Here is a 26,263-nt window from a genome sequence, read left to right as displayed (position 1 = left end):
TCGTTATATCGTGTAACACAGAACTAAAAAAGGCGCCGATGTGACGCCTTAGGTGTACCGATGCATGTCAACGACTTAAACTACATATCGTCGTAGGCTTCTATTTTCGATCCCTCAATAACGTAAGCCGTTTCAGCCAGCTCGTGGCTTATCGTCTCGGTTTTCAACTCTCCAACCACATATATGACATCCCACAGTTCTTGAACGGGTGCGCCTTTGGGAAACTTCACGTAAATGATTTGGTTTGGTGGCGGTGGTGGTACGTGGATACAAGCTCCAAAGTATGGCACCAACAAAAACTCGGTGACGGTATTCGCGTCACCTTCAAGCGGGATGACAAAGCCCGGGATTTTAACTTGGCTTCCATTTAGCTCTGGTCGAACGTTACCAATTTTAGACTGTTGCGCTGCGCCGCCACTGTGATCAGAAGCTGGCATGCCCACGCTGTCGAACAGTTTGCGTTCTTTCTCAGGTACTAGATCAATCCAGTCGAGCGTTAATGGCTCCTCGCTTGCGAGTACTGGTGCTATAAATGAGACGATCAGCAAGCAACTTGCGAGTATTTTTCTCCACATTTTATTAAATCCTTATTGTCATTCCGTCACTTAGTGACTGTCGGTAGGCGCGAAAAGCCGGGATGACACCAATTACAATTCCAGCGCATTGTACGAAACCTAATAGCATCCATTCATAGGGCGATAAGAGGCTTAAAGTCAGATGTATTCCATAATGCTGTTGAATGATGGGTTGCACGATGGCGAGAATGGCATACAGCCCTGCCAGTCCGGTCACAATTCCGACAGCAGTAAGTAGACTGGCTTCGCTGATCAACAATGAGAAAACATGACGAGGTCTTGCTCCCATAGCGCGCAAAATCGCCATTTCACGGCGGCGCTCCTGCAAGCTGGTTAATAAGCTGCTTAGCATGCCGAGTAATCCTGCAATCACCACAAAACCAGACACTGCCATTAAGGCTTGCTCGGCAACAGACATCATCCCCCACAGTTCATGCAACGCAATCCCGGGCATAATCGCGCTAAGCGGTTCTTTGGGATAAGTGTTGATTTGCCTTTGTAGGGCGAAAGTCTGAATACGAGATTTCAAACCGACCAGCATCGCGGTAATTTGCTTGGGCTGAAAGTCTCTGTTTTTGAGATCTTGTGCTTTGGGTGTTGGGCCTAAACGTGCACCGCTTTCCCATCCGACGTGAATCGCTTCGATAGCTTCTAGCGAGACATGAACGGTTTTGTCGACTGGCGTGCCAGTGGGCGCAAGAATACCGACAACTTTGAATGGTAGGTTGTCATGTCGGCTAAAGCCTACATCACTAATGCCGTGGGCAATGATGATTTCACTACCGACGTGATACCCCAGCTGTTTTGCGACATCAGAACCGAGCACGGTTTCAAATAAACCATTGAATTCTAGGCCTTCTGAAAAGGTTAGTGATTGCTTACTTCCGAATTTATAGTGTTCAAAATAGCTGTGGTTGGTTCCCATGACTCGGAACCCTTTGTGCGAGTCGCCAAGTGAGATTGGAATCGCCCAATCTACTGCTCGATGATTGGCAAACTCTTGGTAGCTCTTCCAGTCAATGTTGTTGGTGGCATTGCCAATGCGAAATACAGAGTAGAGCAGCAAGTTCACTTGTCCAGAACGGCCACCAATGATGAGGTCGGTGCCTGAAATTGTATTGGCGAAGCTATCTTTTGCCTGAGTACGAATGCGTTCTACTCCTAAAAGGAGTATGACAGAAATCGCGACTGTCATGATGGTTAATATTGCCGTCGCCTTACGATTGATTAAGCTCTTCCACGCGAGCTTTGCAACAGCGCTCATGATGCGGCTCCTAGGTTAGATGCTTGGTTAATATCTGGTAGGTTAAGTGTGCGGTCAAATAAGGGCTCAAGCGTTGGATCGTGACTGACGAAGATCAGCGTAGCGTTGGCTTGATTCGTTTGCTCCATCAGGAGTTCAATAAACGCTTTACGGTTATCATGGTCTAAAGCGGAGGTTGGCTCGTCAGCAATCACTAACCCCGGATACCCAATGAGTGCTCGTGCAGCCGCAACACGTTGTTGTTGGCCAATGCTCAGTTCCGATACCGGACGCGCATGAAGCTCGCTGGGTAGGTGGAGTCTTTCAAGCAGAGCTTGAGCTTGCTCTTCTAACGTTTGAGATGGCACTCTTGAATGAGCGCGGCCACGTCGTGTTTGACTGAATTGGCAAGGCAGTAGTACGTTTTCAAGTACGTTTAAATAAGGCAATAAATTGAACTGCTGAAAGATATAGCCAATGTGATCGGCGCGAAATTTGTCTCTTTGACTTGCACTTAAACTAACAAGGTCAGTATTCAGTACGGATAGAGCGCCTGATGTTAACGTGTTGATGCCAGTTAGTAGAGCAAGCATCGTAGATTTACCGCAGCCACTGGGACCTTTGATAAATACGTGCTCACCTTGGGCAATATGTAACTGTGGAATATGAATGGTTGCGTGTGTTGAACCGGGCCAGACAAACTGGGCATTATTTAGCTCAACAACGTTTGACATGATTTCAGTCATACTAAATCACCAAAGCATTGGCGTGTAAGTGTGTACTTACACGCCACTCGTGTTATTTGATTACGATTTGGGAGTTATCTTTGCTCAGTTTGATGGCTGATTGCATGGTGTCAGTGAATATATTGACGTTGATTGACTCAGTCGTTGGAAATTGATTAAACCAGTCGGTTTGAATGTGACTGAGTTGGTTAACTTGGTCACAGCTGAAGCGATATTGCACCGAAAACTCACCATGTCCGCCATTTTCATGCTCCTCATGGTGAGCATCGTGACCGTCATGGTGCTCATGTTCATCATGATGTTCATTGTGGTGATCATGGTGTTCGTGCCCTTCATGATCGTGATTTGCATGGTCATCATGGTCGTGCTCGCTATGATCATGGTCTTCATGAGGGTTGCTGAGGTTATGGTTTACGTAAGCTTCTTCAATATCACAATTGGCTTGCGCGTTAATAGCAAACAGTGTGTTGCTGTCTTCTAGGGTGGCAATGGCTTGTTTAAGTGCTTGCTCTTGTTGTTCATTTTCTGGAGCATGCTCGAAACCGACCACATCGGCACCGGGAGCAGTAATCTCCACTAACAGATCCTTTCCATCTTGGGCGATATTAAATTCGACGTGACCATGCACATGAGCACCGTGCTGGCGGTATTCGTCCGCATTTGCTGCTGTCGATAAAGAGAGACCAATGACAAGCGCTAAAACATGTTTCGATGACATTTTGTGTTTCCTAATTTTGCTGGCACTAACCCGAGCAATACCGGATCAGATTTGTATTTACTAAGGTGCGATTCGCTGACACGTGAGGTGCAGGAATACGCACAAATTATGTTGAGTGTGGAATAGTTTGGAAATTAAGCAAAATAAGGCGGGGCACGAGCTGCACCACGAATGTCTTCACTATTAACAAGGCGCTGAAAGACATCATGGTATTGGATGCGCGTAAATGTTGGCGTCGATAGGGTCGGTTGAGCTTTGGCTATGCCGTGCTGAACCCCAGAAAATAGCTGGCAATGATGGTGTGTGTGGTGTTCGGGAGTCAGATCAACTTGATGAAGGATTACCGCAAAGTTCCAAGCGATCAGCAACGCGACACTGAAAAATAAAACAGTGCGATGCCAATGCTTCCGTATCTTTTGCTGGTGGTGGTACATCTGAGCTCCTCTTACCGACTGTTATAATATAACACCCATAATGAGTAAAAGTTCACTCTTTTGTTGGCTAGTGGGAAAATTTACGTCAACACATGCGATGTCGCCGAATCTGAGACAGTCTCCTTGGTGGAATCACTGAGCGTTAAACTAGGCTCAAGCTTTAAGTTTGGTCGCATGGCTCCTTATACTGCGTACTACGGATATTAAGGAGCCAAGCAACGAGACTAGATGTTCTGTTTAATTAGCTCGATCACCTTTGCAATTTCATCTTGCTCAAGTGCGCCTTCTTTTACAAACAGCACTTTGCCTGTTTTGTCTTGAACAATAATGGCAGAGCTTTCTTCTTTAAGATCCCAAGTGTTGGCGACTACGCCATTTTCATCCAGAACCATAGATGACCAAGGAAACTCTTTTTTGCTGTCTTGGGCTGAAGATTTCACGAACGAACCTGTCCCCCAGATTGCATCATCTTGGTTAATGATCGTAGTTGTTTGGTAGCTTTCTTGCGGGAATTGCGCGGCGGTTATTGCTGACATCAAAGGAGCGTTCATTTCTTTTGAACTGCTACGACCTGCGATTGCTTGAATAACACGAACCTTACCCTGCATATGCTGGGTTGCCCATGGTTGGTATGCCACGCCCTCACCTTGCAAAACAATCTCGCCATAAGCCGCGACCTTGGCAGAAGGAACGGTCTCACCGACAGATAGGTTGTGTGCAAACGCAAAGCTTGGCGTTATAGCCAATAGTAGAGGTAGGAGAGTCTTAGTTTTCATATTGTTATATTCCGTACGAGTTGGAAGTTTTCCAGTATATATCCAGATCTAGGAAATTTGTAGAACTGTTGATAACATTTATTTAACGTATGGGGTGGTGTAATATTGCGTTATATTTAGGATTTGCTAAAATGAACCTCGTCGCAGATTGCGCATCAAGATTGCAGAGGATAAATAAGCAATCCGTGTTTTCTCAAAGGAATTGAGGTGAGTTATGCTACGTGAGTTTGCTGTATACCGACCATTACAAGTGGCACGTTTCGTTAAAACGTTGTTCAAAGGTCAATTCTTTATTGCTGGGGTTGGATGTTTTCAGTTCGACAATGGCAAAGTTTTGCTCCCTGACGTCAACGATCAGAAAAGACTCACCATCTTTAAAGAAGTCAACCAAGTGATTGCTTCGTTGTCTATTTAAGAGCCCGTTGGCTTGAATTTAGTTTTCGATTTCAAAAAAGAGCGACCTACTCGGTCGCTCTTTTTGGTTTGAGTTAGTCGTAGGAACTAACTTTGTAAGCTGGGTGGAAAGCAAACACCTGTGCCACCGATACCGCAGTAACCGTCAGGGTTTTTAGCCAGGTATTGCTGGTGGTAAGTTTCGGCAAAATAATACGGGCCCGCTGGCTGTATCTCAGTGGTGATATTCGCGCGTAGTTCCTCTTGCAGTGCTTGTTGATACAAGAGCTTCGATTTTTCTGCGCTCTCTTGCTGCTTCGCGGAATAAGTGTAAATAGCCGAACGGTATTGTGTGCCCAAATCGTTACCTTGACGCATCCCCTGGGTTGGGTCATGTTTCTCCCAAAAAACGGCCAGTAGTTTTTCTAAGGAAATCACGCGTTCATCGAAGACGACTCGTACTACCTCTGTATGGCCTGTTTTACCCGTACACACCTCTTCATAAGTAGGATTGGGTGTATATCCACCGGCGTAGCCAACCGAAGTGGAGATAACCCCATCCAGTTGCCAAAATACGCGCTCAGCACCCCAAAAGCAGCCCATTCCCAGCAGAATTTGTTGTTGATGCGGCTCCAATGGTGCCTTTAAGTTAGATTTATTTACAAAATGATGATCTTCAACCTGCATCGGTTGATCTCTACCTGGCAAGGCATCTTCTATACTGATCAATGTTTGTTTGTTGAGCATGGTATTTGTCCTTCAATACGTGTCTTAAATTTGCGAACTTTTTCATTTCGTCTGTATCTGATGCTGTGATGACATAGACCGCGTTAAACCTATTAATATTACAGACTTAGACTTTAATTGGCGTTATCATTATTTACGTTTACTTAACCTCATTCAGCCAAAAAAGCATGATAAAAAAAGCTATCCTCACCATTGTTGGCCTGTTTGCCTTTTCTCATGGTGCCTATGCCGATGTTTCTTTGACTTTAAAAGGCATCGATGGCGCTTTAGAAGAGAATGTCAGTGCGTACCTGTCGTCCATTCCAGCGAAGGACTACTCCACTTCTCTGCGCTTTCAAGCGAGATTAGATCAAAGTATCACTGAAGCTCTTAATGCGCTTGGGTATTATCATGCAAAAATTTCATACTCTATTCCGGAAGGGGATGATGAGTTGATCGTCAGCATCAAGCCGGGTTTACCTGTGAAAGTGAAAGTCATGGATGTGGTGATCACAGGTGAAGCAAAAGACGATGAAGAGTTCGCCAAACTTATTGAACGTTCACCGCTTAAAGTCGGCAAAGTATTGAATCAAGGCGAATACGATAGCCTGAAATCGGGTATTCGTAACTTGGCGTTGCAGCGTGGTTATTTTAATGGTGATTACAAGCTCAGCAAACTTGAAGTGATTCCTGACTTCAATGAAGCGAATGTGCGTTTGCATTATGACAGTGGTATTCGTTATCACTTTGGTCCGATTAACATTACCGGCAGTCAGATTTGGGAAAACCGTGTTGAATCAATGCGACCTTTTGAAATTGGTGAACCTTACTTGGTTTCGCAAGTGGGGGAGTACAACCAAAATCTGTCTAATACCGATTGGTTTTCATCGGTTTTTGTGGAGCCTGATTTAAGTAAATTGGATGAGGGACGCGAATTGCCAATTAAGGTCTCGCTCGCGCCAGCGTCAAAAAACCAAATAGAAACCGGTCTTGGTTACTCGACCGATACTGGTGTGCGTGGCACGTTAAAATGGAAAAAACCATGGGTTAGTTCACGTGGCCACAGCTTTAATACGGCGTTATCACTATCAAAGCCAGAACAGACGATCACGGCAGGCTACAAAATCCCGCTTGATGATGTATTGCGTGAATACTACCAACTGCAATTTGGTTTAAAGCACCTTGATAACCGAGATACGGAGAGTTTGGAATCCAACCTAGCAGTTGAGCGACATTGGCTAACCGATGGCGGCTGGCATAAAACCATTTATGTTCGTCACTTGTACGAAAACTTCTCTCAAGGTCTGCAAGATGATGGGGTGCAATTTGTGTTACCCGGAGCCACTTTTTCACGAACTCGTGTCCGTGGTGGCAACATGCCAATGTGGGGGGATAAGCAAAGTGTAACGATCGAATATGGTGATCCTGCTTTGCTGTCAGAAACGCGAGTATTGCGCCTATTAGGGCGATCATCTTGGATCCGCGGGATCGGTGATAATCATCGTGGTTTGTTCCGTTTAGAAGGTGGTGCGAACATCACTGAGGAATTTGAAAAGCTTTCGCCTTCTCTGCGTTTCTTCGCTGGTGGTGATAACAACATTCGTGGTTATGGATACGAGTCTATTTCACCTGTGGATGAAAGTGGCGCCTTGACGGGTGGTAAATACATCGTCAGCAGCACATTAGAGTATCAATATCGCGTGTATGGAAACTGGTGGGCAGCCACCTTCTACGATATTGGTGATGCATTTAACGAAACACCTGAATGGAAATCGGGTGCTGGTGTGGGTATCCGTTGGGCGTCTCCGGTTGGACCGGTTAGCTTTGATTTTGCGTGGGGACTGGATGAAAAACCAGAAAGAGAGTTCCGCATCCACTTCTCATTGGGGCCTGAGTTATGATCAAAATGATGTTTAGGTGGACCAAATGGCTGTCGCTAAGTTTGATTGGTCTATTGCTGTTGCTCATCATTTTTGTTGCGACAGTGCTATTTACTCACCCTGGTCTTAAGCTCGCGTTGTGGGGAGCAGAAAAGGCTTTACCGCAACTACAGATAGAGCAAGTTCAGGGTTCATTATTTCCTCGTTTTGAGCTACAGAACGTCAGTTTTGTCGACGAATCTTTGAACATCGACGCAAAAGTCGATCGTTTAGCGTTAGCGGTTAACTTCCGTTGTTTCTTTGATCCTAAAGTCTGTGTCGATGAGCTAACCCTGCAAGGTGTTAACTTTCAGATGCCAGAGCTCCCTCCGGCAGGCGAAGAGCCAGAGGAGACACCACCATTACGTACAGTCAGTACACCAGTCCCTATTTTTGTTAATAAGGTCAGTTTTGATGACATTAACTTAAACATTTTAGGCAACCAAATAGACTGGCAAGATTTCTCTACCGGGCTTTCTATGCAAGGCGATCGTTTAGTGATTGCGCCGACGGCATTAAAAGACATCAATGTTGCATTGGCTCCATGTGAAGCTGAACCTGAAGCGGCCACAGACGAGCCGAAAGACGCTGACGCTCCGCCGCAAGATATTGTGTTACCCGAGGTGTGGATTCCACTCACTGTGGAAGCACGACGCCTCGATATTCATAACTTCAAGCTTGCAGGTGAGAAGCCGGTGATCGTTCACCACCTTGGTGTTGTAGCGAAAGCGGGGGGCGACCGTGTTGATGTGAAAACATTAGAGCTCGATATGCCTGAAGTGGAAGGTAAGTTAAGCACGCAAGTAACGCTTTCTGCTGACTATCCTCTCAAAGCACAGCTCGATGCGCTGGTGAAGCAAGCGGATGCGAAGGGACAAAAGCTGTCGCTGTCAGCTGCTGGCACGGTGGGAGACCTTTCTCTCACTGCGACCTTATCTGAACTAGTCGAAGCGGAGATCAAAGGTGAACTTCAGCCTCTGAAAGTGCAGTTACCCTTTGATGTTGCAATCAAAAATGTGCAAGCGCAATGGCCGTTAATCGGTCAAAGTGATTATCAAGTATCGGTACCAAGTTTATCTGCAAAAGGTTCCCTGGACGGATACACCGTGGCACTAGAAACACAAGCTTCGGGTAAAGATATTCCTGCTGTAGATGTTGCACTAAACGGCAAAGGCACATTAGAGCAAATCGATCTTGAAAGCCTGGTAGTCAAAACATTGGGCGGTGAGCTATCCGGTCAGGTGATGGCGAATTGGGCTGCGCCAATCAACTGGCAAGCTGACCTTAATTTGCAACATATTCAACCAGAGCTTCAATGGGAAGAAGCGGAAGGCGATATCAGTGGCAGCCTCTCGACTTCAGGTTCTTTAACTGAACAAGGCGGTTGGCAAGTCAGTTTACCTAAGTTAGATATCGATGGCATTTTGCGCGGTTATCCGCTGAATGTGGAAGGCCAACTGGAAGCGTCTGATAAGAATGGCAAAGGTGAAGATATTCAGCTTACCACGCAAGGTTTAGCGCTTTCTCATGGCCCTAACCAATTGAGTGCCAAGGGTAAGATTGATAAGCAGATATTAATGGATGTTGAGGTTAACTTCCCCGATTTTGCGAAAAGTGTTCCGGAGCTTGCGGGTAAGATGCAGGGCAATGTTGCGCTGCGTGGTAGCTTGAAAGAGCCTGACATCAAATTAGAACTAGCGCTAAATCAAGTGAACTGGCAGCAGCAAGCGAACGTTGAAAACATAACTTTGAAGGGGGATGTGACGCCTCTGCCAGCACCGAAAGCGAACTTAAGCCTCATTGCTAACAACATTACCTACGACGACATTAAAGTTGATAGTGCAGACCTTGAAGTTTCTGGGGATGAAAAACTGCACCAACTGACGCTAGATGTGGTGTCTGACATTGTATCAACCAGCTTAGAAATTGAAGGCTCATTCATACAGAAGCCGCAAATGATCTGGGATGGTGCATTGCGTCGTCTTACTTTGAGCACGCCGCAGGGACCTTGGACGTTGCAGAAATCGACGGCGGTTAAAGTCAACATTGATAAACAAATCGCTGATGTTCAAGCACATTGTTGGCTGCAAGCCAATTCGAGTGTTTGTTTGACCGAAGATATTAGTGTTGGTCAAAGTGGCGAAGCCAAGTTAGCTGTGAACGACTTTGACTTTGAACAAATCAAGCAGTTCCTGCCGCCAGAGACGAAATTGCAAGGGTCGGTCAACGCGCAAGCGACAGCAAAATGGGCACCAGAGATGAAACCGGAAGTCACGGTGAACGTTGATATGCCTAAAGGTCAAGTAGAGCAAGCACTAGAGCAGCCGATAACACTTGGTTGGGAAAGCTTTAGCTTTAAAGCGGCGCTGGCAAAAGACAAGTTAGATGCTGAGTGGTTATTTGATGTGAGAGACAACGGTGACTTATCTGGTCAGGTTTCTTTGGTCGATGTAACGTCTGAGCAGCCTGAGATTGACGGTAAGGTCTCGCTATCGACATTCCATCTGGATTTCTTAGCGCCGTTGATAGGTGAGTACAGCCTATTCAAAGCGAACATGAATACTGATTTGGCGATATCTGGTGATGTTATGCACCCTAAAGTCAACGGTCAGTTCTTGATTGATCAAATGAAGCTACAAGGTGAAGTCACGCCGATAGACATTAACTCCGGTCAGGTCGCGATCAACTTTAAAGGTCACCAAGCGGATCTTGATGCGGGTATCATGACGCCAGATGGTGAGTTGGAAGTGACCGGTGAGGCCGATTGGCAGGATCTACAAAATTGGCATGCCAAAGCGCGCGTATTTGCGAAAGAGCTTCAGGTGGATCTTCCACCAATGGTAAAAATCAAAGTTGAGCCGGACATGACTATTGATGTCACACCGCAGCTTGCTAAGGTCGAAGGTAATATTAATCTGCCTTGGGGACGAGTTGTGGTTGAAGAGCTGCCACCAAGTGCGGTTGGTGTTTCAAGCGACACCGTGATTTTGGACCAGAATTTACAGCCTGTGAGTGATATCGAGCCAATGCCATTTGATGTTGAAACGGATATCAACATTAAGATCGGTGATGACTTCCAACTGGCCGCCTTTGGCTTGAAAGGTGGCCTGAAAGGTAACCTCAATGTGACACAGAAAGATAAAGGTCCGTTCATCGTTGGTGAGGTTAATATCGTCGACGGTTCTTACCGCTCTTTTGGTCAGGATTTGGTGATTGAAGAAGGTAAGATCTTAATGAATGGCCCGGCAGATCAGCCGTACGTTTCTATTAAGGCGATTCGAAATCCAGATAATACCCAAGATGACGTGATTGCTGGTGTGCGTGTAACAGGACCAGCATCGGATCCAAATGTGGAGATATTCTCTGAGCCAGCGATGCCTCAAGCGAATGCGCTCTCTTACCTACTTCGCGGTCAAGACATTGATGGCGAAGCGGGAGGCAATGCTATGACGACCACGTTGATCGGCCTAAGTTTGGCAAAGAGTGGACGCGTGGTTGGTGAAATCGGCGAAGCCTTTGGGGTTCAAGATTTACAATTGGATACAGCGGGGTCGGGCGATGATTCTCAAGTGACCGTCAGTGGTTACATTCTGCCGGGATTACAGGTGAAATACGGCGTCGGCATCTTTAACTCACTAGGCGAGTTCACAGTGCGTTATCGATTGATGCAAGATCTGTATTTAGAGGCGGTTTCTGGTGTAGATAGTGCGGTTGACCTACTCTATCAATTTGAGTTCGATTAGAGCTTGTTCACCTGCGTACATAAAGTTCATGACTAAGGAGTGGTTATGCAGCATTTAGTTTTTGTATATGGGACCTTGCGTGAAGGAGAGTGTAATCATCACTTTCTGAGCTCGGCCCAGTTTCTTGGTCAGCATGAAACGGATGCTCAGTTCGCACTGTATGACTTAGGTCCTTATCCCGCGTTGTCTGTCGGGCAGCGCTCGATACAAGGTGAAGTGTATCTGATTGATGATGAAACCTTATCCGAGCTAGATAAGTTGGAAGATGTGCCAGTAGAGTATCGTCGAGAGAGTATCTTCACGCCGTTTGGCCAAGCTTGGATCTACTTGTATCAAGATACTGAACAACTGACCGAAGAAATCGCTTCCGGAGATTGGTGTCAAAAGGTGTGAGCTATACTGACATTATCAATAGCGACGAGCTGGTCACTAAGGAGTCATGATGAAGGTATTCGTAATTGGATCAATGGCGTTGATTCTTGCCGCATGCGCGCAAACAACCCTGCCGACCTCGAGTAATGTTACCGACTGGCAAGCGTTTGGTAAGCAGTCTGCCTTAGATGGATTAAGAGTTTTATCTGAAGATCGCATCACTGCACTGGATGGTACTAATCATGCTACGCCTGAACTGATCATGGCCTATCAAACGGGTTATCAGCAAGGGAAGCAAGAGTATTGTGAACAAAGCGCGTATATGCTTGGTGTTATCGGGCGTCCGTATTTTGGTATTTGTGATGACCTAGACCCTTTCTTTCAGCATGACTATGACGCCGGCCGAATGTCTTCTGCAGGCGCGCCTATCTAGTTGACTTACACAAGATGAAAAGCAAAAGAGCTGCCCTAAAGCAGCTCTTTTTAATTTTGTATCAGCCGTGATGCTTATTTTTTCTGAGCGCGCTCGTAAGATTCTAGGATCTCAGCTTTAGCGGCAGCAACATCTGCCCAACCATCCACTTTCACCCATTTGCCCGCTTCAAGCTCTTTGTAACGCTCAAAGAATTGCGTGATCTGCGCTTTCAGTAGTTCTGGGATATCGTCCACATCTTGGATATGATCGTACTCTTTCGAGATTTTGGTGTGTGGAACCGCAAACACTTTTGCGTCTTCACCTGACTCATCCGTCATCTTCAAAACGCCAACAGGACGGCAGCGAATCACTGAACCTGGCATGAGTGGGTATGGTGTTGGTACCAGTACGTCGACTGGGTCGCCATCAAGAGACAGCGTATTGTTCACGTAGCCATAGTTACATGGGTAGAACATTGGTGCAGACATGAAACGGTCGACAAATACCGCACCAGAGTCTTTATCTACTTCGTACTTGATTGGATCTGCATTTGCAGGAATTTCGATCACAACATAGATGTCTTCAGGCAGCGACTTGCCTGCTGGCACATGGTTTAAGCTCATTAGAATATTCCTTTTCATTAACGATGAGTCACACAGAAGCGGCTTCATCTGATGATAAATTCGCGTTTCACTTTAGCGACAAAAACGCGGCAGGTAAACACCTGCCGCGTTGGACAAAGGTCTGAAATTATTCTTCGTCGCGGTGCAGTTCAAGGAACTCTTCAACTTTGCGAACCATGTTCTTAGAACCAACAAAGAAAGGCACACGTTGGTGCAATTCGGTTGGTTTGATATCCATGATGCGATTGACGCCGTCTGATGCAATACCGCCCGCTTGCTCAATTAAGAATGCCATTGGGTTACATTCATAAAGTAGACGCAGTTTGCCCTGAGGATGGCTTTGCGTACTAGGGTAAAGGTAGATACCACCTTTCAGTAAGTTGCGGTGGAAATCAGCAACCAATGAGCCAATGTAGCGAGAAGTGTATGGACGACCGTCTTCTGGCACATTCTCTTGGCAGTACTTGATGTACTTCTTCACCCCTTGAGGGAAGCGAATGTAGTTACCTTCGTTGATCGAATAAATCTTGCCTTCTTCTGGAATCATCATGTTTTCATGAGAAAGGCAGAAGCTGCCGATAGATGGGTCGTAAGTAAAGCCGTTTACGCCGTTACCCGTGGTGTAAACCAACATGGTTGATGAACCGTAAATCACGTAACCAGCGGCAACTTGCTTATGACCAGGCTGAAGGAAATCTTCTTCTGTCGCTGGTGTGCCAATAGGTGAAACACGGCGATAAATAGAGAAGATAGTACCGACAGAGACGTTCACATCGATGTTAGAAGAACCATCAAGTGGGTCCATCAGTACCACATATTTGGCGTTTTGGTTGAGCTCTTTGTTGAAAGCAACCGCTTCGTCTTCTTCCTCACTGGCAACGCCACACACTTGGTCACGAGCTTCAAGCGCGGCTTTGAACTTATCGTTCGCGTAAACATCGAGCTTTTGCTGGTCTTCACCTTGGACATTTTCCGTGCCTACAGCACCAGTGATATCACCGAGACCCGCTGCGTTGATTTCGCGGTTAACGATTTTCGCAGCTAAACGAATGGAGGCTAAAAGGGATGATAGATCACCGCTAGCGTGGGGGAAATCCGCTTGTTTTTCGACAATGAACTCGCCTAGGGTGCGCAGTCCTGACATGGTTAATCCTTACATTTTCATTTCATTGGGGGTAGTGCGCAAGTGAGCATCTCTTTATGGATGTTAAACGATTGCGCTGGATGTAAGTTTAAGTCGCAGATCTTTTTAATGGTAATGAAGTAACTGTTTGAGATCTCAATTTATTTGTAGACTTGTTTGAGGGATTCATCAGTAAGCAAGAGGTTGTACAGTCTGTGTTCAACCTTGTCATATTTGTGAAAGGGACTGCAAGAAGAAGGCTAAAGTCTCTCGCTTTTCTGGTTGTGATCGCGATAATGAAAGCATTAAAGAACGCATTACAAGGTTTAGTTTATGCACATTCATATCTTGGGTATCTGTGGCACATTTATGGGCGGCGCTGCGATTTTAGCGCGCCAATTAGGGCATAAAGTCACTGGTTCTGATGCCAACGTTTACCCACCGATGAGCACGTTGCTTGAGTCTCAAGGTATTGAAATTATTGAAGGCTTCGACCCGTCTCAACTCGACCCTCAACCAGACCTTGTGGTGATCGGTAATGCCATGAGCCGTGGTAACCCATGTGTTGAACATGTGCTCAATACCAACATGCGCTACACCTCTGGTCCGCAGTGGCTCAACGAGTTTTTGCTGCACGATCGCTGGGTATTGGCGGTATCGGGTACACACGGTAAAACGACCACGTCGAGCATGCTGGCTTGGATACTCGAAGACTGCGGTTATCAACCTGGTTTCCTAGTTGGTGGAGTACTTGGTAACTTTGGAGTCTCTGCTCGTTTGGGTGAAAGCATGTTTTTTGTCGTTGAAGCGGACGAATATGACAGTGCTTTTTTCGATAAGCGTTCTAAGTTTGTGCACTACCATCCTCGAACCTTAATCATGAACAACCTTGAGTTTGATCATGCTGACATCTTCGATGATCTAGAGGCGATCAAGCGCCAATTCCATCATTTAGTGCGAACGGTTCCCGGCAATGGCTTAATCTTAGCTCCGAAGCAAGACCAAGCTTTGGCGGATGTATTAGAGCGTGGTTGCTGGACAGAAAAGCAGTTTTCAGGTGTTGATGGCGACTGGCAGGCGCACAAATTAGTGGTCGATGGCTCAAAATTTGAAGTTGCTCTACAAGGCGAGAAGGTCGGTACCGTCGAATGGGATTTGGTGGGTGATCATAACGTTGATAATGCGTTAATGGCGATTGCCGCGGCGCGACACGTTGGCGTAACGCCGGAGCTTGCGTGTCAGGCTCTGGGCCGTTTCATTAACACCAAGCGCCGTCTTGAGTTAAAAGGTGAAGAGCAAGGTGTGACGGTTTACGATGATTTTGCGCATCACCCAACGGCAATTGAACTCACCGTCGGTGGTTTGCGTAACAAGGTAGGCGAAAAACGCATTCTTGCCGTGTTGGAACCTCGTTCTGCCACTATGAAGCGCGGCGTGCACAAAAACACACTCGCGGATTCGCTACACAGCGCAGATGAAGTGTTCTTATTCCAACCAGACAACATCGAATGGTCGGTGCAAGATATCGCGGAACAATGTCAGCAACCTGCTTTTGTTGACGCTGACATCGATAACTTTGTAGCGAAAATCGTTGAACGTGCGCAGCCAGGTGACCAAATCCTCGTGATGAGTAATGGTGGCTTTGGCGGTATTCACGGCAAGATCCTCGAGCAACTTAAACAAAAAGCCTGATTTTATGCAAAACAAACAGCAGCAAGCAGAAAAAGCCATCACTTTAGCGTTAACTGGAGCATCTGGTGCGCCTTATGGTCTGCGCCTTTTAGAATGTTTAGTCGCGGCGGATTATCATGTCTACGTTCTGATCTCTTCGGCGGCTCGTGTCGTGATGGCAACCGAACACAACCTTAAGCTGCCAAGTGGGCCAGAAGCCGCAAAGCAAGCGTTGGTGGAACACCTCAACTGTGACCCAAATAACATCACCGTTTGTGGTAAAGATGACTGGTTCTCACCGGTAGCGTCTGGCTCTGCGGCACCCAAGCAAATGGTGGTTTGCCCATGTTCAGCAGGAAGTGTTGCGGCGATCGCGCATGGTATGTCGGATAACTTGATTGAGCGCGCCGCTGACGTGGTGATGAAAGAGCGTGGGCAGTTGTTGCTCGTCGTTCGCGAAACACCATTTTCAACGCTGCATCTGGAGAACATGCACAAGCTATCGCAAATGGGCGTGACCATCATGCCAGCGGCTCCGGGTTTCTACCATCAGCCAAAGAGCATTGAAGACTTAGTGGATTTTATGGTGGCGAGAATTCTCGACCACTTAGGTATTGAGCAAGGTTTAGTGCCTCGTTGGGGTTATGACCAGCGTTCGTGAGCTGATTGTGTAACCACTCAAATACCTTTACAATCCATCCAACTCATCGGGGAGCAAACCCATTTAGCATTGAGTCAATCAATGCATTTGGGCGCTGAGACCTAAGTGCTTTACTAGGGACCCGTATTACCTGAACCAGATAATGCTGGCGTAGGAATTGAGTCTGGATATTGGAAGTCCTTAATAGCCGCCTCAACCCTGTGCCGCTCAACTTATTTCTCTGAAATACTCATGGAGAGCGAGCAGTGAAAACCACTTCAAGTCTGATTGCCTTAGCTGCAATTACTTCAACTTCAGCGTTTGCTGCTGAAAACCCATTAACTATTTATACCTACGATTCTTTTGCCGCAGATTGGGGACCAGGTCCTAAAATCGAGCAAGCTTTTGAAGCAAAATGTGGCTGTGACGTTAACTTCGTGGCGTTGGACGATGGTGTGTCGATCCTGAATCGTCTTCGTCTCGAAGGCGGTAATAGCAAAGCCGACATCGTGTTAGGTTTGGATAACAACCTGATGGCCGAAGCGAAGAAAACCGGCCTGCTTACCGAGCACAATGTGGATACGGCTAACACAGTGTTACCAAATGGTTGGAGTGACACGACGTTTGTACCGTACGATTACGGCTACTTCGCGTTTGTGTACAACACAGAGAAACTTGCTAATCCGCCGAAAAGCATGAAAGAGCTGGTGGATACGCGCGACGATTTGAAAGTGATTTATCAAGATCCGCGTACGTCAACGCCTGGCCAAGGCTTGATGCTGTGGATGAAATCCATCTATGGCGACGATGTGACGCAAGCGTGGCAGAAGCTAGCGAGCAAAACCGTAACGGTCACGAAAGGTTGGTCAGAAGCGTATTCCATGTTCCTTAACGGCGAGTCGGACTTAGTGCTTTCTTACACTACGTCACCTGCGTACCACTTAATTGCGGAAAACGATTCAAAGTTTGCGACGGCGAATTTTGCTGAAGGTCACTACATGCAAGTTGAAGTCGCCGCTAAAGTGAAAGGGGCAAAAAATTCAGAACTTGCTGATCAATTTATGAATTTCATTTTAAGTGATGAGTTCCAGTCAGCGATGCCAACGGGTAACTGGATGTACCCTGTTACAGACGTTGAGTTACCTAAAGGTTTTGAAACCTTGAGCGTTCCAAACAAGTCGTTGAGCTTTAGTGCTGATGAAGTGGCAAAAATGCGTAAGTCTTGGATTCGCGAATGGCAAAGCGCACTGACGTTTTAGCTGACGTTCCACCCCTCATCTGAATGAGATAGGTTTTACCTTTGAATTCTGTTCCAAAAATAGGTTTAGGGGTCGCGATGATCATCGCGGCCTTTGTTGTTTCTGCCCTAGGTGCTTTGATTGTTCAAGCCCCTTCACTTGATGTGTCTGTGGTATGGGACGACCCGTATTATCAACATGTCACCAAGTTCAGCTTCTACCAAGCTTTTCTTTCCACATTGCTCAGTGTTGGCTTTGCCATCCCAGTTGCGCACGCGCTTTCACGTCGCCAATTTTGGGGTAAGTCATTACTGCTTAAGCTGTTTGCATCGACGCTAGTTTTGCCTGTTTTGGTTGGTGTTTTCGGGCTGTTAGCGATTTATGGCAACAGCGGTTTGTTAGCGCAGTGGTTGCAAAGTTTCGATACTAAACTGCCATTTTCTATTTACGGTTTGAACGGAATTTTACTCGCCCATGTGTTCTTTAATTTACCTTACGCGGCGCGATTGCTTCTGCAAGCATTAGAATCTATTCCTGCCGAGCAACATAAGCTGTGTGCGCATTTAGGTATGAACCATTGGAATAAGTTTCGTTGGGTGGAATGGCCGCGTTTAAGACAGCAACTTCCCCACGTTTGTGGTTTGGTATTTATGCTGTGCTTCACCAGTTTCGCCACTGTAATGGCATTGGGGGGCGGGCCAAAATCCACCACCATTGAATTGGCAATTTACCAAGCGATTAAGTTTGATTTTGATTTACAAGCTGGGGCGTTATTGGCGCTGTGGCAGATGCTGTTATGTGGACTGCTTGCCATTGGAGTGCAGAAGTTAACAAAGCCTGTTTCTATCAGTGCTGGCAGCACATCGGTACAGCAATATTTAACGAAGGATCATGGGTGGTCAAAAGCTTGGGATAGCTTTTGGATCATAGGTGCCTTTTTACTGGTGATACCACCGTTATTGATGGTGTTACTGAGTGGCATCAACCAACAAGTTTGGACGGTGTTAACCGATGAACGTTTTTGGTCTGCGTTATCTAACTCACTCAAAGTGGCAGGGTTAGCCAGTGCGCTTGCGGTCGCTGCAGGGGTGTCCATACTATTGACCAGTCGCCGTTGGCGGTTGCAGTACAAAAACACGCGAGCCGATCAGATTGAGTTAATCGGCACCATTATTTTGGTGACGCCAGGTTTGGTGATTAGCACCGGATTATTCTTGCTGTTGCGATCATTTACCGATGTTTTTAGCTTGGCGTTTTTTGTTGTGATTTTGGTAAATGGTTTGATGGCTTTGCCTTACGTGATCAAAACGCTGGCACAGCCAATGCTGCACATCGAGCAGCAATACCAGTATCTGTGTGCCAGCTTAGGCATGCGTGGTTGGCAACGATTTAAAGTGGTGGAGTGGCAGGCGCTACGCAAGCCGTTTGCACATGCGTTTGCGATTAGCTTTATGTTTGCAATAGGGGATTTAAGTGCCATCGCACTGTTTGGTGGACAAGAGTTTCGTACCTTACCTCTGTATTTGTTCCAGTTTCTTGGCAGTTATCAGATGGACGCAGCTGCGGTGGTATCGGTGACCCTATTGTTGTTGAGTGTGGGCTGTTTTGCCTTGATTGAGAAAGTATTGAAAACGAAGGAGAGAGCGTAATGTTAGTGTTGGATGATGTGCAGTACACCTACCAACGTGAGCTGTTTCGTTTTGACTTAACGATTGAGCAAGGTCAGATAGTGTCGCTGATGGGACCAAGTGGGGCTGGAAAATCGACTTTGCTGGCGTTGGTGGCTGGGTTTATCCATCCTGACCAAGGTGACATTCGGGTTGATGGTGAGTCTATTGTGCACAAAGAGCCTTATCAGCGTCCTTTCTCCATGCTGTTCCAAGAGCATAACTTGTTTTCTCACTTGTCGGTGCGTGACAACATTGGCTTAGGTTTACACCCAGGGCTAAAGCTCACGGTAGACCAAAAACGTCAGGTTGAACAAGCGGCGCAGCAAGTTGGCGTTGCAGAGTACCTCGACCGTTTGCCTGAGCACCTTTCTGGAGGGCAGCGTCAACGTGTTGCCTTGGCGCGTTGTTTTGTTCAGCCTCATCCCATGTGGCTGTTGGATGAGCCTTTCTCGGCGCTTGATCCGGTTTTACGTGAAGAGATGCTGAGCTTGGTAAAAAAACTGGCGGCAGAGAGGGGAATAACCGTATTGATGGTCACGCACCATTTAAGCGATGCCAAAGCCATTGCCAGCCACTTTGTGTTTGTGGCTGATGGCAAAGTGGAAGCGGCGGATAGTATGTCTGCATTGAGTGAACAGCATGTTAGTGAGAAGCTTGCGGCATTTATCCGAGCCGCACGCTAATGCTCATTGGTGGCGGGATTATGCTTCACCGCAACACAAACCATGTCGAGGACCAAATTCAAACTGAGATCTTAGGCTCATGATATGGTCAATCATCGCTTGTACTCGTCGCGTTCGGTTTGCGCCAGGACGATAGACTAAATAAATGGGCATTGGTACCGTGTGCCATTGAGGTAAGACTCTGACTAAGGAGCCATTTTCTAGCTCTTGCGTCATGTTTTGCATAGGTAAGTTAGCGATGCCTAGTCCTTTGAGTGCGCCTTTTAATATTGCTTCTACAGTTGTACTTGAGAAGTTACTGCTTACCGAAACATTGACGGTATTATCGTGTGAGATCAGCGTCCAAGGGCCTATCTCTGAAACATACTGATATCTCAAACAGTTGTGTGTTGTCAGATCTTCTGGCGTTTTAGGTACGCCACACTCAGCTAAATACTCAGGACTGGCGGCCAATACTCGGGTGGTGTAGCCCAATTTTTTAGCAATCAGTCGATCATCGACGATCTGGCCGACTCGAATTGCCATATCAAAACCGTGTGAAAACAGATCAACAAAATCGTTCGATGCTTCTAACGCAATTTGTACTTTTGGCCATTGTTTTAAAAATGGTAAAAAGATGTGCTCAGCCATATACGCGTCCAATGCTGGTGGCGCAGCAATGCGAAGCCGACCTTGGATCTGCTGTTCCATTTCCTGAACGTCTTGACCAATCGAGTGAAATTCTTCAACTAAGCTTGCAGCACGCTCTAAAACCATTTGACCAGCTTCGGTAATCACCAACTTTCGGGTCGTGCGCTCTAGGAGCTTGGCTTCAAAGTGTTGTTCGAGTTTGGTTATGGCTTTACTAACAGTAGATTTTGGTAGGTTTAACTCCAGCGCGCATTTGGTTAAGCTCAGTAGTCGACAGCTTGTGACAAAGATAGAGAGCGTCCTAAAGTCAATTGTTTCTAAATTTCGAACAATCACTTTCAATTATCCATATTGTTTCAATATTGATCTGATTATAGTCTGGCTCCTCATCCTTAGCCATCAAGTTATTGTCATTTGAGGTAAACAACATGTCCAACTCTGTAGACTTATTTTCTCCTATCGAACTGGGTCAATTAGCATTAGATAACCGTGCCATTATGGCCCCTTTAACGCGTGCTCGTGCCAGCGCAGATCATATCCCGAATGACCTTATGGTTGAGTACTATGCTCAACGCGCGAGTGCTGGACTTATCATTGCTGAATGCACCATGGTGATGGAAGAAACGTCTGCTTTTATGGCAGAACCGGGCATTTATAACGAAGAACAAATTGCAGCTTGGAAAAAGGTAACGGATGCGGTTCATGAAAGAGGCGGTAAGATCGTATTGCAAATTTGGCATGCGGGACGCGCTTGTCATCCTGAACTGAATGACGGGAAAACGCCTGTTGCAGCGAGCGCACTAGCCATTCGTGATGAGTTAGTCCATACCCCTTCAGGTAAGCAAGCATATACGGTACCACGAGCACTCGAAGTGGATGAGATAGCTTCCATTGTGGCAGCGTTTAAGCAAGGTGCGGAAAACGCCAAGAGAGCAGGCTTTGATGGTGTGGAGATACATGGCGCCAATGGTTATCTTATCGATAACTTTCTTCGTGATGGTTCGAATTTACGTACTGATGAATACGGTGGCTCAGTCGAAAATCGTGCCCGTTTTTTACTTGAGATAGTTAAAGAAGTGGTCGAGGTATGGGGACCTGGAAGAGTAGGGCTGCGCACATCACCATTAAATGGATTTAATGACATGAAAGACAGCGATCCGGTTGGCTTGGTTCGTTACTTAGCTAAGCAACTTAATGCTTTCGATCTTGCTTATTGGCACGTGATGCGTGCGGATCTAAAGGGCGTACAAAAAGCAGATGTTCTCAAGCCAGCACGCGAAAACTATCAAGGTTACCTAATGGCCAACGTGGGCTACAGTGCACAAGAAGCGACAACGGCAATTGCAGAAAATCAAGTTGATGTGGTCGCATTTGGCGTTCCATTTATCGCCAACCCTGATTTAGTTGAGCGATTTAAGAAAAATGCACCTCTTAATGAGGCAAAACCTGAGCACTTTTATTTAGGTGGAGCAGAAGGTTATACCGATTACCCAGTAATGGCATAATCCTTACTTGTTTAATATAAAAAGGACGCTAATGTTAGCGTCCTTTTTCGTTTCTTTAGTTGTTTAACCTTGCGGTTTTACGACCATCACATTGATTGGAGAATATTCCACGACCTTACTTGCGACAGAGCCAAGCATTACTTTATTGATTTTAGAACGCTTGTGACTTGGCATAATGATGAGATCAGCGCCCAAGCGCTCTGCATAATCAAGAATCGTCGCGTAGGCTTTGCCCTCAGCGACATGCACTTGGTACACAACATCTTCAGCAATATGCTTATTGGCAAAAGCTTTTAATTGCTGCTTCACGTCTTGCTTCATTTTGGCTGCTGCATCTTTTGGGAAGTATGTAGCAACCATCGACATGTGAATACCAGGTAATACTGTTAGAAGGTGGATTTGTGCATTCGCTTGCTTTGCCTGCCAAACCGCTAGTTCAACCGCTCGATCTGAAAAGCCTTGGTCATTTAGATCAACCGGAACAAGAATTTGTTTGTACATTCAATGTCTCTCACTAAGGCCCCTTGTCCTCGGGGCCAAATCGGTTATGCGCTCAATTGTTCCTTACGAGCACGACGTTTTTGGTTCATGGCAAGCACCAGCAAAATCATTAAGCATGGCACAAATACCCATTCTTTCATCGGACGTTCTGCATCTTGGATAACCCACTTGATCTCCCAATCAAAGTCGATACCTGCAGACTCTGCCGGGCTACCAAACTCGACCATATCGACAATCATTTTGTTGTCGCTTTCGGTCAGCATCAGACCCATAGACGAAATACGTGCTTCCGCTGTTGTCGCACTGTCTTCGAATGGAAGACGAACCGTTTTCTCGATGTAGTCGCCTTCAAGGTTTTCGCCGGCAACACGTAGCTCCAATGATTCTCCTACATTTAGCGTTTCCGTGATTTGAGCTACCTCAACGCCAGGAGAAAGAACTTTCGCTGGATACAGCATGTCCCACCAAAAACCAGGACGGAAAAACGAAAATGTCAGTACTAATAATAGAACGGTTTCCCACCACTTGTTACGCGTGAACCACCATCCTTGTGTTGCGGCGGAGAAGATCAGCATCGCAATGATCGATGAGATGACCGTGAGTGCTAAATGCCACCAAGAGTCTATCCCCATCAACAGTAGTTGGGTATTGAACACAAACATGAATGGCAAAATGGCGGTTCGAATATCGTAAGTAAAGCCTTGGATACCGGTACGAATTGGGTCTGATTTAGCAATCGCAGCCGCCGCAAATGCCGCAAGACCTACGGGTGGGGTGTCGTCGGCCAAAATACCAAAGTAGAAAACGAACAAGTGCACCGCAATGAGTGGGATGATCAAGCCATGTGCTGCACCTAGCGTGACAATAACCGGTGCCATCAACGTAGATACTACGATGTAGTTCGCCGTTGTCGGGAGACCCATCCCAAGAACCAAGCTGATTATTGCAGTAAACAGCAGCATAAGAATGATGCTACCGCCAGAGATAAACTCAACGAAGTCCGTCATGACCAGGCCGATACCCGTTAGGGTGACGACCCCAACTACGGTACCTGCCGCTGCCGTTGCAACGCCGATACCAATCATATTGCGAGCGCCAGCAACCAAGCTCTCTGCCAGATCGACGAAGCCATCTTTGGTTTGCTGCATCATGTCACCTTGCTTTGATAACAGAGCAATCAATGGACGCTGAGTCAGCAAAATGAAAATCATGAACACCGTTGCCCAGAATGCTGAAAGACCTGGCGAGAAGCGCTCTACAGTCAGACACCAAACCAATACAACGATAGGCAGTAGATAGTGCAAACCAGATTTAACCGTTGGGCCAGGATCTGGTACTTCTGTTAACTCTGCATCAATCTCAATTGCGCCATCTTGCACATGATTTGCTGAGATCTTTACCAAGCCAACGTACGCAATTAACAGGGCAACCGTAACAATTGGCGTCGCGGCATCACCAAAGACATCTTTCGTCCAACCCACTCCGTAGTAAACCAATGCGCTGATCACACACAGTCCTAAGATTGTGCCAGTAAAGGAAAGCAAACTTTGCACTAACGTTGGGTTGTGGCGACGAGGAAGACCTGTCATACCCGCTTTACACGCCTCAAGGTGAACGATGTAAATCAAAGCGATGTAAGAGATAAGTGCCGGAAGTAGGGCAGCCTTAATCACCTCAACGTATGAGATACCGACATATTCCACCATCAAGAATGCCGCTGCGCCCATGATTGGTGGTGTTAACTGACCATTAGTTGAGGCGGCAACTTCAACGGCTCCCGCTTTAGTGCCCGGAAAACCGACACGTTTCATCAATGGGATGGTAAAGGTACCAGTGGTTACCACGTTTGCGATTGAAGAGCCAGAAACAAGCCCGGATAAACCAGATGCAACAACGGCCGCTTTTGCAGGACCACCTTTCATATGACCCAGTAAAGAAAAGGCGACTTTAATGAAGTAAGCACCTGCGCCAGCACGTTCCAGCATGGCGCCAAACAATACAAACAAGAACACAAAAGAGGTTGAAACGCCTAATGCGACACCGAATACACCTTCCGTTGTTAGCCATAAGTGAGACATGGCCTTGTTTAAGCTCGCTCCTTTATGCGCGATGACATCGGGCATGTAAGGGCCTGCAAAGGTGTAAGTAAGGAAGACAGCAGCAACCACCATCAGTGGTGGACCGAGCGCTCGGCGTGTTGCCTCTAAAAGGAGAACCATACCGATGACAGCAACGACGATATCTGCCGTTGTTGGTGCACCGGAACGTCCAGCTAGCTCGGTATAAAAAAGGTAAATATATGCCGCAGAAAAACTACCTGCTAGCGCCAATATCCAATCGACAAGAGGGATATGATCGCGAGGGGAATTTTTCATCGCTGGATAAGCAGTGAAAGCCAAGAAGATCGCGAAAGTGAGGTGGATTGATCGCGCTTCCGTGTCGTTCAGTACGCCGAAATTAAAAATAAATGGTAGCGGAGATGCGTACCATAATTGAAATAGTGACCAACACAGAGGAACAAACCAAAGGATTCGTCCTTGCATTCCCGAGGGGCTACGTGCACCTGTGTCTGCCTGAGCCACCATTTCTTGCACATCTTGTGACGGAGCTTGATTCGTCGCCATGTACTTTTTCCTTATTATTGATGGTCCTGTCGGATTTTTATCGAGAACCACACTTCGCCTTTATCAGTGTAGCGAATGGAGCGAAGTTTGCTTTCGAGTATTTTGCTGCCTGAACTCAAAGTGTTGAATTTTGGAGACTCTGCTAGGCGGCGTTTAAGTTTTTCTTGGGTATGAACTCGCAATTTTCGGAAGAAAACTGGCGAATGAAGCATGCAGTTAGCACGTGCTACAACCTGCATGCTCAAACAGGCAGAAAACCATCTTTTCCTGCCTGTGAGTTTGGAGTCTGAGGAAGTTACTTAAGTAGACCCACTTCTTTGTAGTATTTTTCTGCACCTGGGTGAAGAGGGATAGATAGACCCGCTTTCACCATGTCTTCTTTTTTCAGGTTTGCAAACGCAGGGTGTAGACGTTTGAACGTATCGAAGTTTTCAAACACGGCTTTTGCAACGTTGTAAGCGACATCGTCTGAAACGTCTGCTGTTGTAACCATCGTTGCTGCAACACCAAAGCTGTTTACGTCTTTGTCTGTGCCACGATACATGCCAGCTGGCACTGAGCTAAAGGCGTAGTATGGGTTATCAGCAACAATCTTATCGATTTTCGGGCCTGTTGCAGAAACTAGCTTAGCATCACATGATGTTGTTGCTTCTTTGATTGAACCGTTCGGGTGACCCACCATGTAAATGAATGCGTCAATTTTGTTGTCACAAAGTGCTTGAGAACGCTCAGAGCCCTTTAGCTCAGAAGCCAATTTGAAGCTGTCGTTTGTCCAGCCCATCGCTTCCATAACAACGCCCATGGTTGCACGGTCACCAGAGCCAGGGTTACCGATGTTTACGCGCTTACCTTTTAGGTCTTCAACGTTTTCGATACCTGAATCTGCACGAGCAATGATGTTGAAAGGTTCTGTATGAAGAGAGAACATTGCACGTAGCTTTTTGTACGGGCCTTGTTCCGCAAACTTACTCGTACCGTTGTAGCCGTGGTACTGCCAATCCGATTGCACGATACCAAAATCTAACTCGCCAGCACGGATAGTGTTAACGTTGTAAATAGAGCCGCCAGTCGATTCTACTGAACAACGAATGTTGTGTTCTTTACGACCTTTATTGACCAATTTACAGATAGCACCACCAGTAGGGTAGTAAACACCTGTAACAGAGCCAGTACCGATAGTAATAAACTCTTGAGCGTTAACTGCGCCTGCACCCATTACTGCTGCAGCGATAGCGCCTACTTTGAGAAGTTTGTTAAATGCCATGAATTTCCCTTCCTTATATTCATTATTTACC

At 46.5% G+C, this 26,263-nt stretch carries 24 protein-coding genes and 1 riboswitch; of the genes, 11 read left to right on the top strand and 13 right to left on the bottom strand.

Annotated elements, in window-relative coordinates; all coding sequences use genetic code 11:
- Nucleotides 1–80 precede the first annotated feature (80 nt).
- The 6 genes from EX191_RS14425 to EX191_RS14400 all read right to left on the bottom strand — a co-directional run bounded on the left by EX191_RS14425 (nucleotide 81) and on the right by EX191_RS14400 (nucleotide 4,492).
- Nucleotides 81–575 carry a DUF3299 domain-containing protein gene (locus EX191_RS14425; protein ID WP_012841166.1) on the bottom strand — a complete coding sequence of 165 codons (495 nt, stop codon included), beginning with the start codon at nucleotides 573–575 and terminating at the stop codon, nucleotides 81–83.
- Nucleotides 576–579: 4 nt separating this feature from the next.
- Nucleotides 580–1,839, bottom strand: a complete 1,260-nt coding sequence (locus EX191_RS14420; RefSeq protein ID WP_193447951.1) for an ABC transporter permease — start codon at nucleotides 1,837–1,839, stop codon at nucleotides 580–582.
- Nucleotides 1,836–2,564 carry an ABC transporter ATP-binding protein gene (locus tag EX191_RS14415; RefSeq protein WP_065644943.1) on the bottom strand — a complete coding sequence of 243 codons (729 nt, stop codon included), beginning with the start codon at nucleotides 2,562–2,564 and terminating at the stop codon, nucleotides 1,836–1,838. The genes EX191_RS14420 and EX191_RS14415 overlap by 4 nt, the downstream gene beginning before the upstream one ends.
- Before the next feature lie 52 nt (nucleotides 2,565–2,616).
- Nucleotides 2,617–3,282 carry a zinc uptake protein ZrgA gene (gene zrgA / locus EX191_RS14410; protein WP_124007397.1) on the bottom strand — a complete coding sequence of 222 codons (666 nt, stop codon included), beginning with the start codon at nucleotides 3,280–3,282 and terminating at the stop codon, nucleotides 2,617–2,619.
- A gap of 134 nt (nucleotides 3,283–3,416) precedes the next feature.
- Nucleotides 3,417–3,716, bottom strand: coding sequence for a DUF2607 family protein (locus tag EX191_RS14405; RefSeq protein ID WP_005392338.1), 300 nt, complete (start codon nucleotides 3,714–3,716; stop codon nucleotides 3,417–3,419).
- 224 nt (nucleotides 3,717–3,940) lie between these two features.
- Nucleotides 3,941–4,492: a YtfJ family protein gene (locus EX191_RS14400; protein ID WP_005392336.1), complete on the bottom strand. Its 552-nt coding sequence runs from the start codon at nucleotides 4,490–4,492 to the stop codon at nucleotides 3,941–3,943.
- A 214-nt stretch (nucleotides 4,493–4,706) separates the two neighbouring features.
- Here EX191_RS14400 and EX191_RS14395 point away from each other — a divergent pair, with 214 nt between their 5' ends.
- Nucleotides 4,707–4,907, top strand: coding sequence for a DUF1107 domain-containing protein (locus tag EX191_RS14395; protein WP_193447950.1), 201 nt, complete (start codon nucleotides 4,707–4,709; stop codon nucleotides 4,905–4,907).
- Nucleotides 4,908–4,993: 86 nt separating this feature from the next.
- Here the strand turns inward: EX191_RS14395 and msrA are convergent, their stop codons facing one another.
- Entirely contained in the window at nucleotides 4,994–5,632 is a 639-nt protein-coding gene (gene msrA, locus EX191_RS14390) for a peptide-methionine (S)-S-oxide reductase MsrA (protein WP_005392333.1), read from the bottom strand.
- A gap of 167 nt (nucleotides 5,633–5,799) precedes the next feature.
- On the opposite strand from msrA, the gene tamA reads away from it, so the two are divergent.
- Genes tamA through EX191_RS14370 form a run of 4 tightly spaced genes read left to right on the top strand, consistent with a single transcriptional unit; the run spans nucleotide 5,800 to nucleotide 12,078 of the window.
- Nucleotides 5,800–7,512, top strand: a complete 1,713-nt coding sequence (gene tamA, locus EX191_RS14385) for an autotransporter assembly complex protein TamA (RefSeq protein ID WP_193447949.1) — start codon at nucleotides 5,800–5,802, stop codon at nucleotides 7,510–7,512.
- Entirely contained in the window at nucleotides 7,509–11,273 is a 3,765-nt protein-coding gene (gene tamB, locus EX191_RS14380; RefSeq protein ID WP_193447948.1) for an autotransporter assembly complex protein TamB, read from the top strand. Before tamA ends, tamB begins: the two co-directional genes overlap by 4 nt.
- 45 nt (nucleotides 11,274–11,318) lie before the next feature.
- Entirely contained in the window at nucleotides 11,319–11,666 is a 348-nt protein-coding gene (locus tag EX191_RS14375; RefSeq protein ID WP_193447947.1) for a gamma-glutamylcyclotransferase family protein, read from the top strand.
- Between the two features lie 49 nt (nucleotides 11,667–11,715).
- Nucleotides 11,716–12,078, top strand: a complete 363-nt coding sequence (locus EX191_RS14370) for a DUF2799 domain-containing protein (RefSeq protein WP_193447946.1) — start codon at nucleotides 11,716–11,718, stop codon at nucleotides 12,076–12,078.
- A gap of 74 nt (nucleotides 12,079–12,152) precedes the next feature.
- On the opposite strand, the gene ppa is transcribed toward EX191_RS14370, so the two are convergent.
- Together ppa and fbp are read right to left on the bottom strand one after the other, a co-directional pair.
- Nucleotides 12,153–12,683 carry an inorganic diphosphatase gene (gene ppa / locus EX191_RS14365; protein WP_012841160.1) on the bottom strand — a complete coding sequence of 177 codons (531 nt, stop codon included), beginning with the start codon at nucleotides 12,681–12,683 and terminating at the stop codon, nucleotides 12,153–12,155.
- Between the two features lie 127 nt (nucleotides 12,684–12,810).
- Nucleotides 12,811–13,827: a class 1 fructose-bisphosphatase gene (gene fbp / locus EX191_RS14360; RefSeq protein ID WP_005392321.1), complete on the bottom strand. Its 1,017-nt coding sequence runs from the start codon at nucleotides 13,825–13,827 to the stop codon at nucleotides 12,811–12,813.
- 312 nt (nucleotides 13,828–14,139) lie between these two features.
- Between fbp and mpl the strand changes: the two genes are divergently transcribed.
- The 5 genes from mpl to thiQ all read left to right on the top strand — a co-directional run bounded on the left by mpl (nucleotide 14,140) and on the right by thiQ (nucleotide 19,708).
- Complete coding sequence (gene mpl, locus EX191_RS14355; RefSeq protein WP_124007403.1) at nucleotides 14,140–15,498, top strand: UDP-N-acetylmuramate:L-alanyl-gamma-D-glutamyl-meso-diaminopimelate ligase; 1,359 nt, start codon at nucleotides 14,140–14,142, stop codon at nucleotides 15,496–15,498.
- Between the two features lie 4 nt (nucleotides 15,499–15,502).
- Nucleotides 15,503–16,138 carry a flavin prenyltransferase UbiX gene (locus tag EX191_RS14350; protein ID WP_006742964.1) on the top strand — a complete coding sequence of 212 codons (636 nt, stop codon included), beginning with the start codon at nucleotides 15,503–15,505 and terminating at the stop codon, nucleotides 16,136–16,138.
- Nucleotides 16,139–16,175: 37 nt separating this feature from the next.
- A riboswitch (TPP riboswitch) is annotated at nucleotides 16,176–16,312 on the top strand.
- 71 nt (nucleotides 16,313–16,383) lie between these two features.
- A complete protein-coding gene (gene thiB / locus EX191_RS14345; RefSeq protein WP_193447945.1) occupies nucleotides 16,384–17,376 on the top strand; it encodes a thiamine ABC transporter substrate binding subunit in 993 nt (330 codons plus the stop codon).
- A 41-nt stretch (nucleotides 17,377–17,417) separates the two neighbouring features.
- A complete protein-coding gene (gene thiP / locus EX191_RS14340) occupies nucleotides 17,418–19,004 on the top strand; it encodes a thiamine/thiamine pyrophosphate ABC transporter permease ThiP (protein WP_193447944.1) in 1,587 nt (528 codons plus the stop codon).
- Nucleotides 19,004–19,708 (top strand): thiamine ABC transporter ATP-binding protein, encoded by a 705-nt coding sequence (gene thiQ, locus EX191_RS14335; protein ID WP_182033097.1) that lies wholly within the window; start codon nucleotides 19,004–19,006, stop codon nucleotides 19,706–19,708. The genes thiP and thiQ overlap by 1 nt, the downstream gene beginning before the upstream one ends.
- Nucleotides 19,709–19,726: 18 nt before the next feature.
- Here thiQ and EX191_RS14330 read toward each other — a convergent pair whose 3' ends face one another.
- Nucleotides 19,727–20,674, bottom strand: coding sequence for a LysR family transcriptional regulator (locus EX191_RS14330; protein WP_182033096.1), 948 nt, complete (start codon nucleotides 20,672–20,674; stop codon nucleotides 19,727–19,729).
- Nucleotides 20,675–20,766: 92 nt separating this feature from the next.
- On the opposite strand from EX191_RS14330, the gene EX191_RS14325 reads away from it, so the two are divergent.
- Nucleotides 20,767–21,843, top strand: a complete 1,077-nt coding sequence (locus EX191_RS14325; protein WP_193447943.1) for an alkene reductase — start codon at nucleotides 20,767–20,769, stop codon at nucleotides 21,841–21,843.
- Between the two features lie 63 nt (nucleotides 21,844–21,906).
- Here EX191_RS14325 and EX191_RS14320 read toward each other — a convergent pair whose 3' ends face one another.
- The 3 genes from EX191_RS14320 to EX191_RS14310 form a co-directional block, all read right to left on the bottom strand.
- Nucleotides 21,907–22,344, bottom strand: coding sequence for a universal stress protein (locus EX191_RS14320; protein ID WP_005392306.1), 438 nt, complete (start codon nucleotides 22,342–22,344; stop codon nucleotides 21,907–21,909).
- Nucleotides 22,345–22,388: 44 nt separating this feature from the next.
- The gene (locus EX191_RS14315) at nucleotides 22,389–24,968 is read right to left on the bottom strand and encodes a TRAP transporter permease (protein WP_048626597.1); all 2,580 of its coding nucleotides are present in this window, start codon (nucleotides 24,966–24,968) and stop codon (nucleotides 22,389–22,391) included.
- Between the two features lie 295 nt (nucleotides 24,969–25,263).
- Nucleotides 25,264–26,232 (bottom strand): TAXI family TRAP transporter solute-binding subunit, encoded by a 969-nt coding sequence (locus tag EX191_RS14310; RefSeq protein WP_005392302.1) that lies wholly within the window; start codon nucleotides 26,230–26,232, stop codon nucleotides 25,264–25,266.
- Nucleotides 26,233–26,263: the final 31 nt, after the last annotated feature.

It is taken from the genome of Vibrio chemaguriensis (assembly GCF_012275705.1).
Classification (GTDB): Bacteria; Pseudomonadota; Gammaproteobacteria; order Enterobacterales; family Vibrionaceae; genus Vibrio; species Vibrio diabolicus.
The sequence above is the reverse complement of the archived record's forward strand: the minus strand, read 5'-3'. Positions and strand labels throughout refer to the sequence as shown.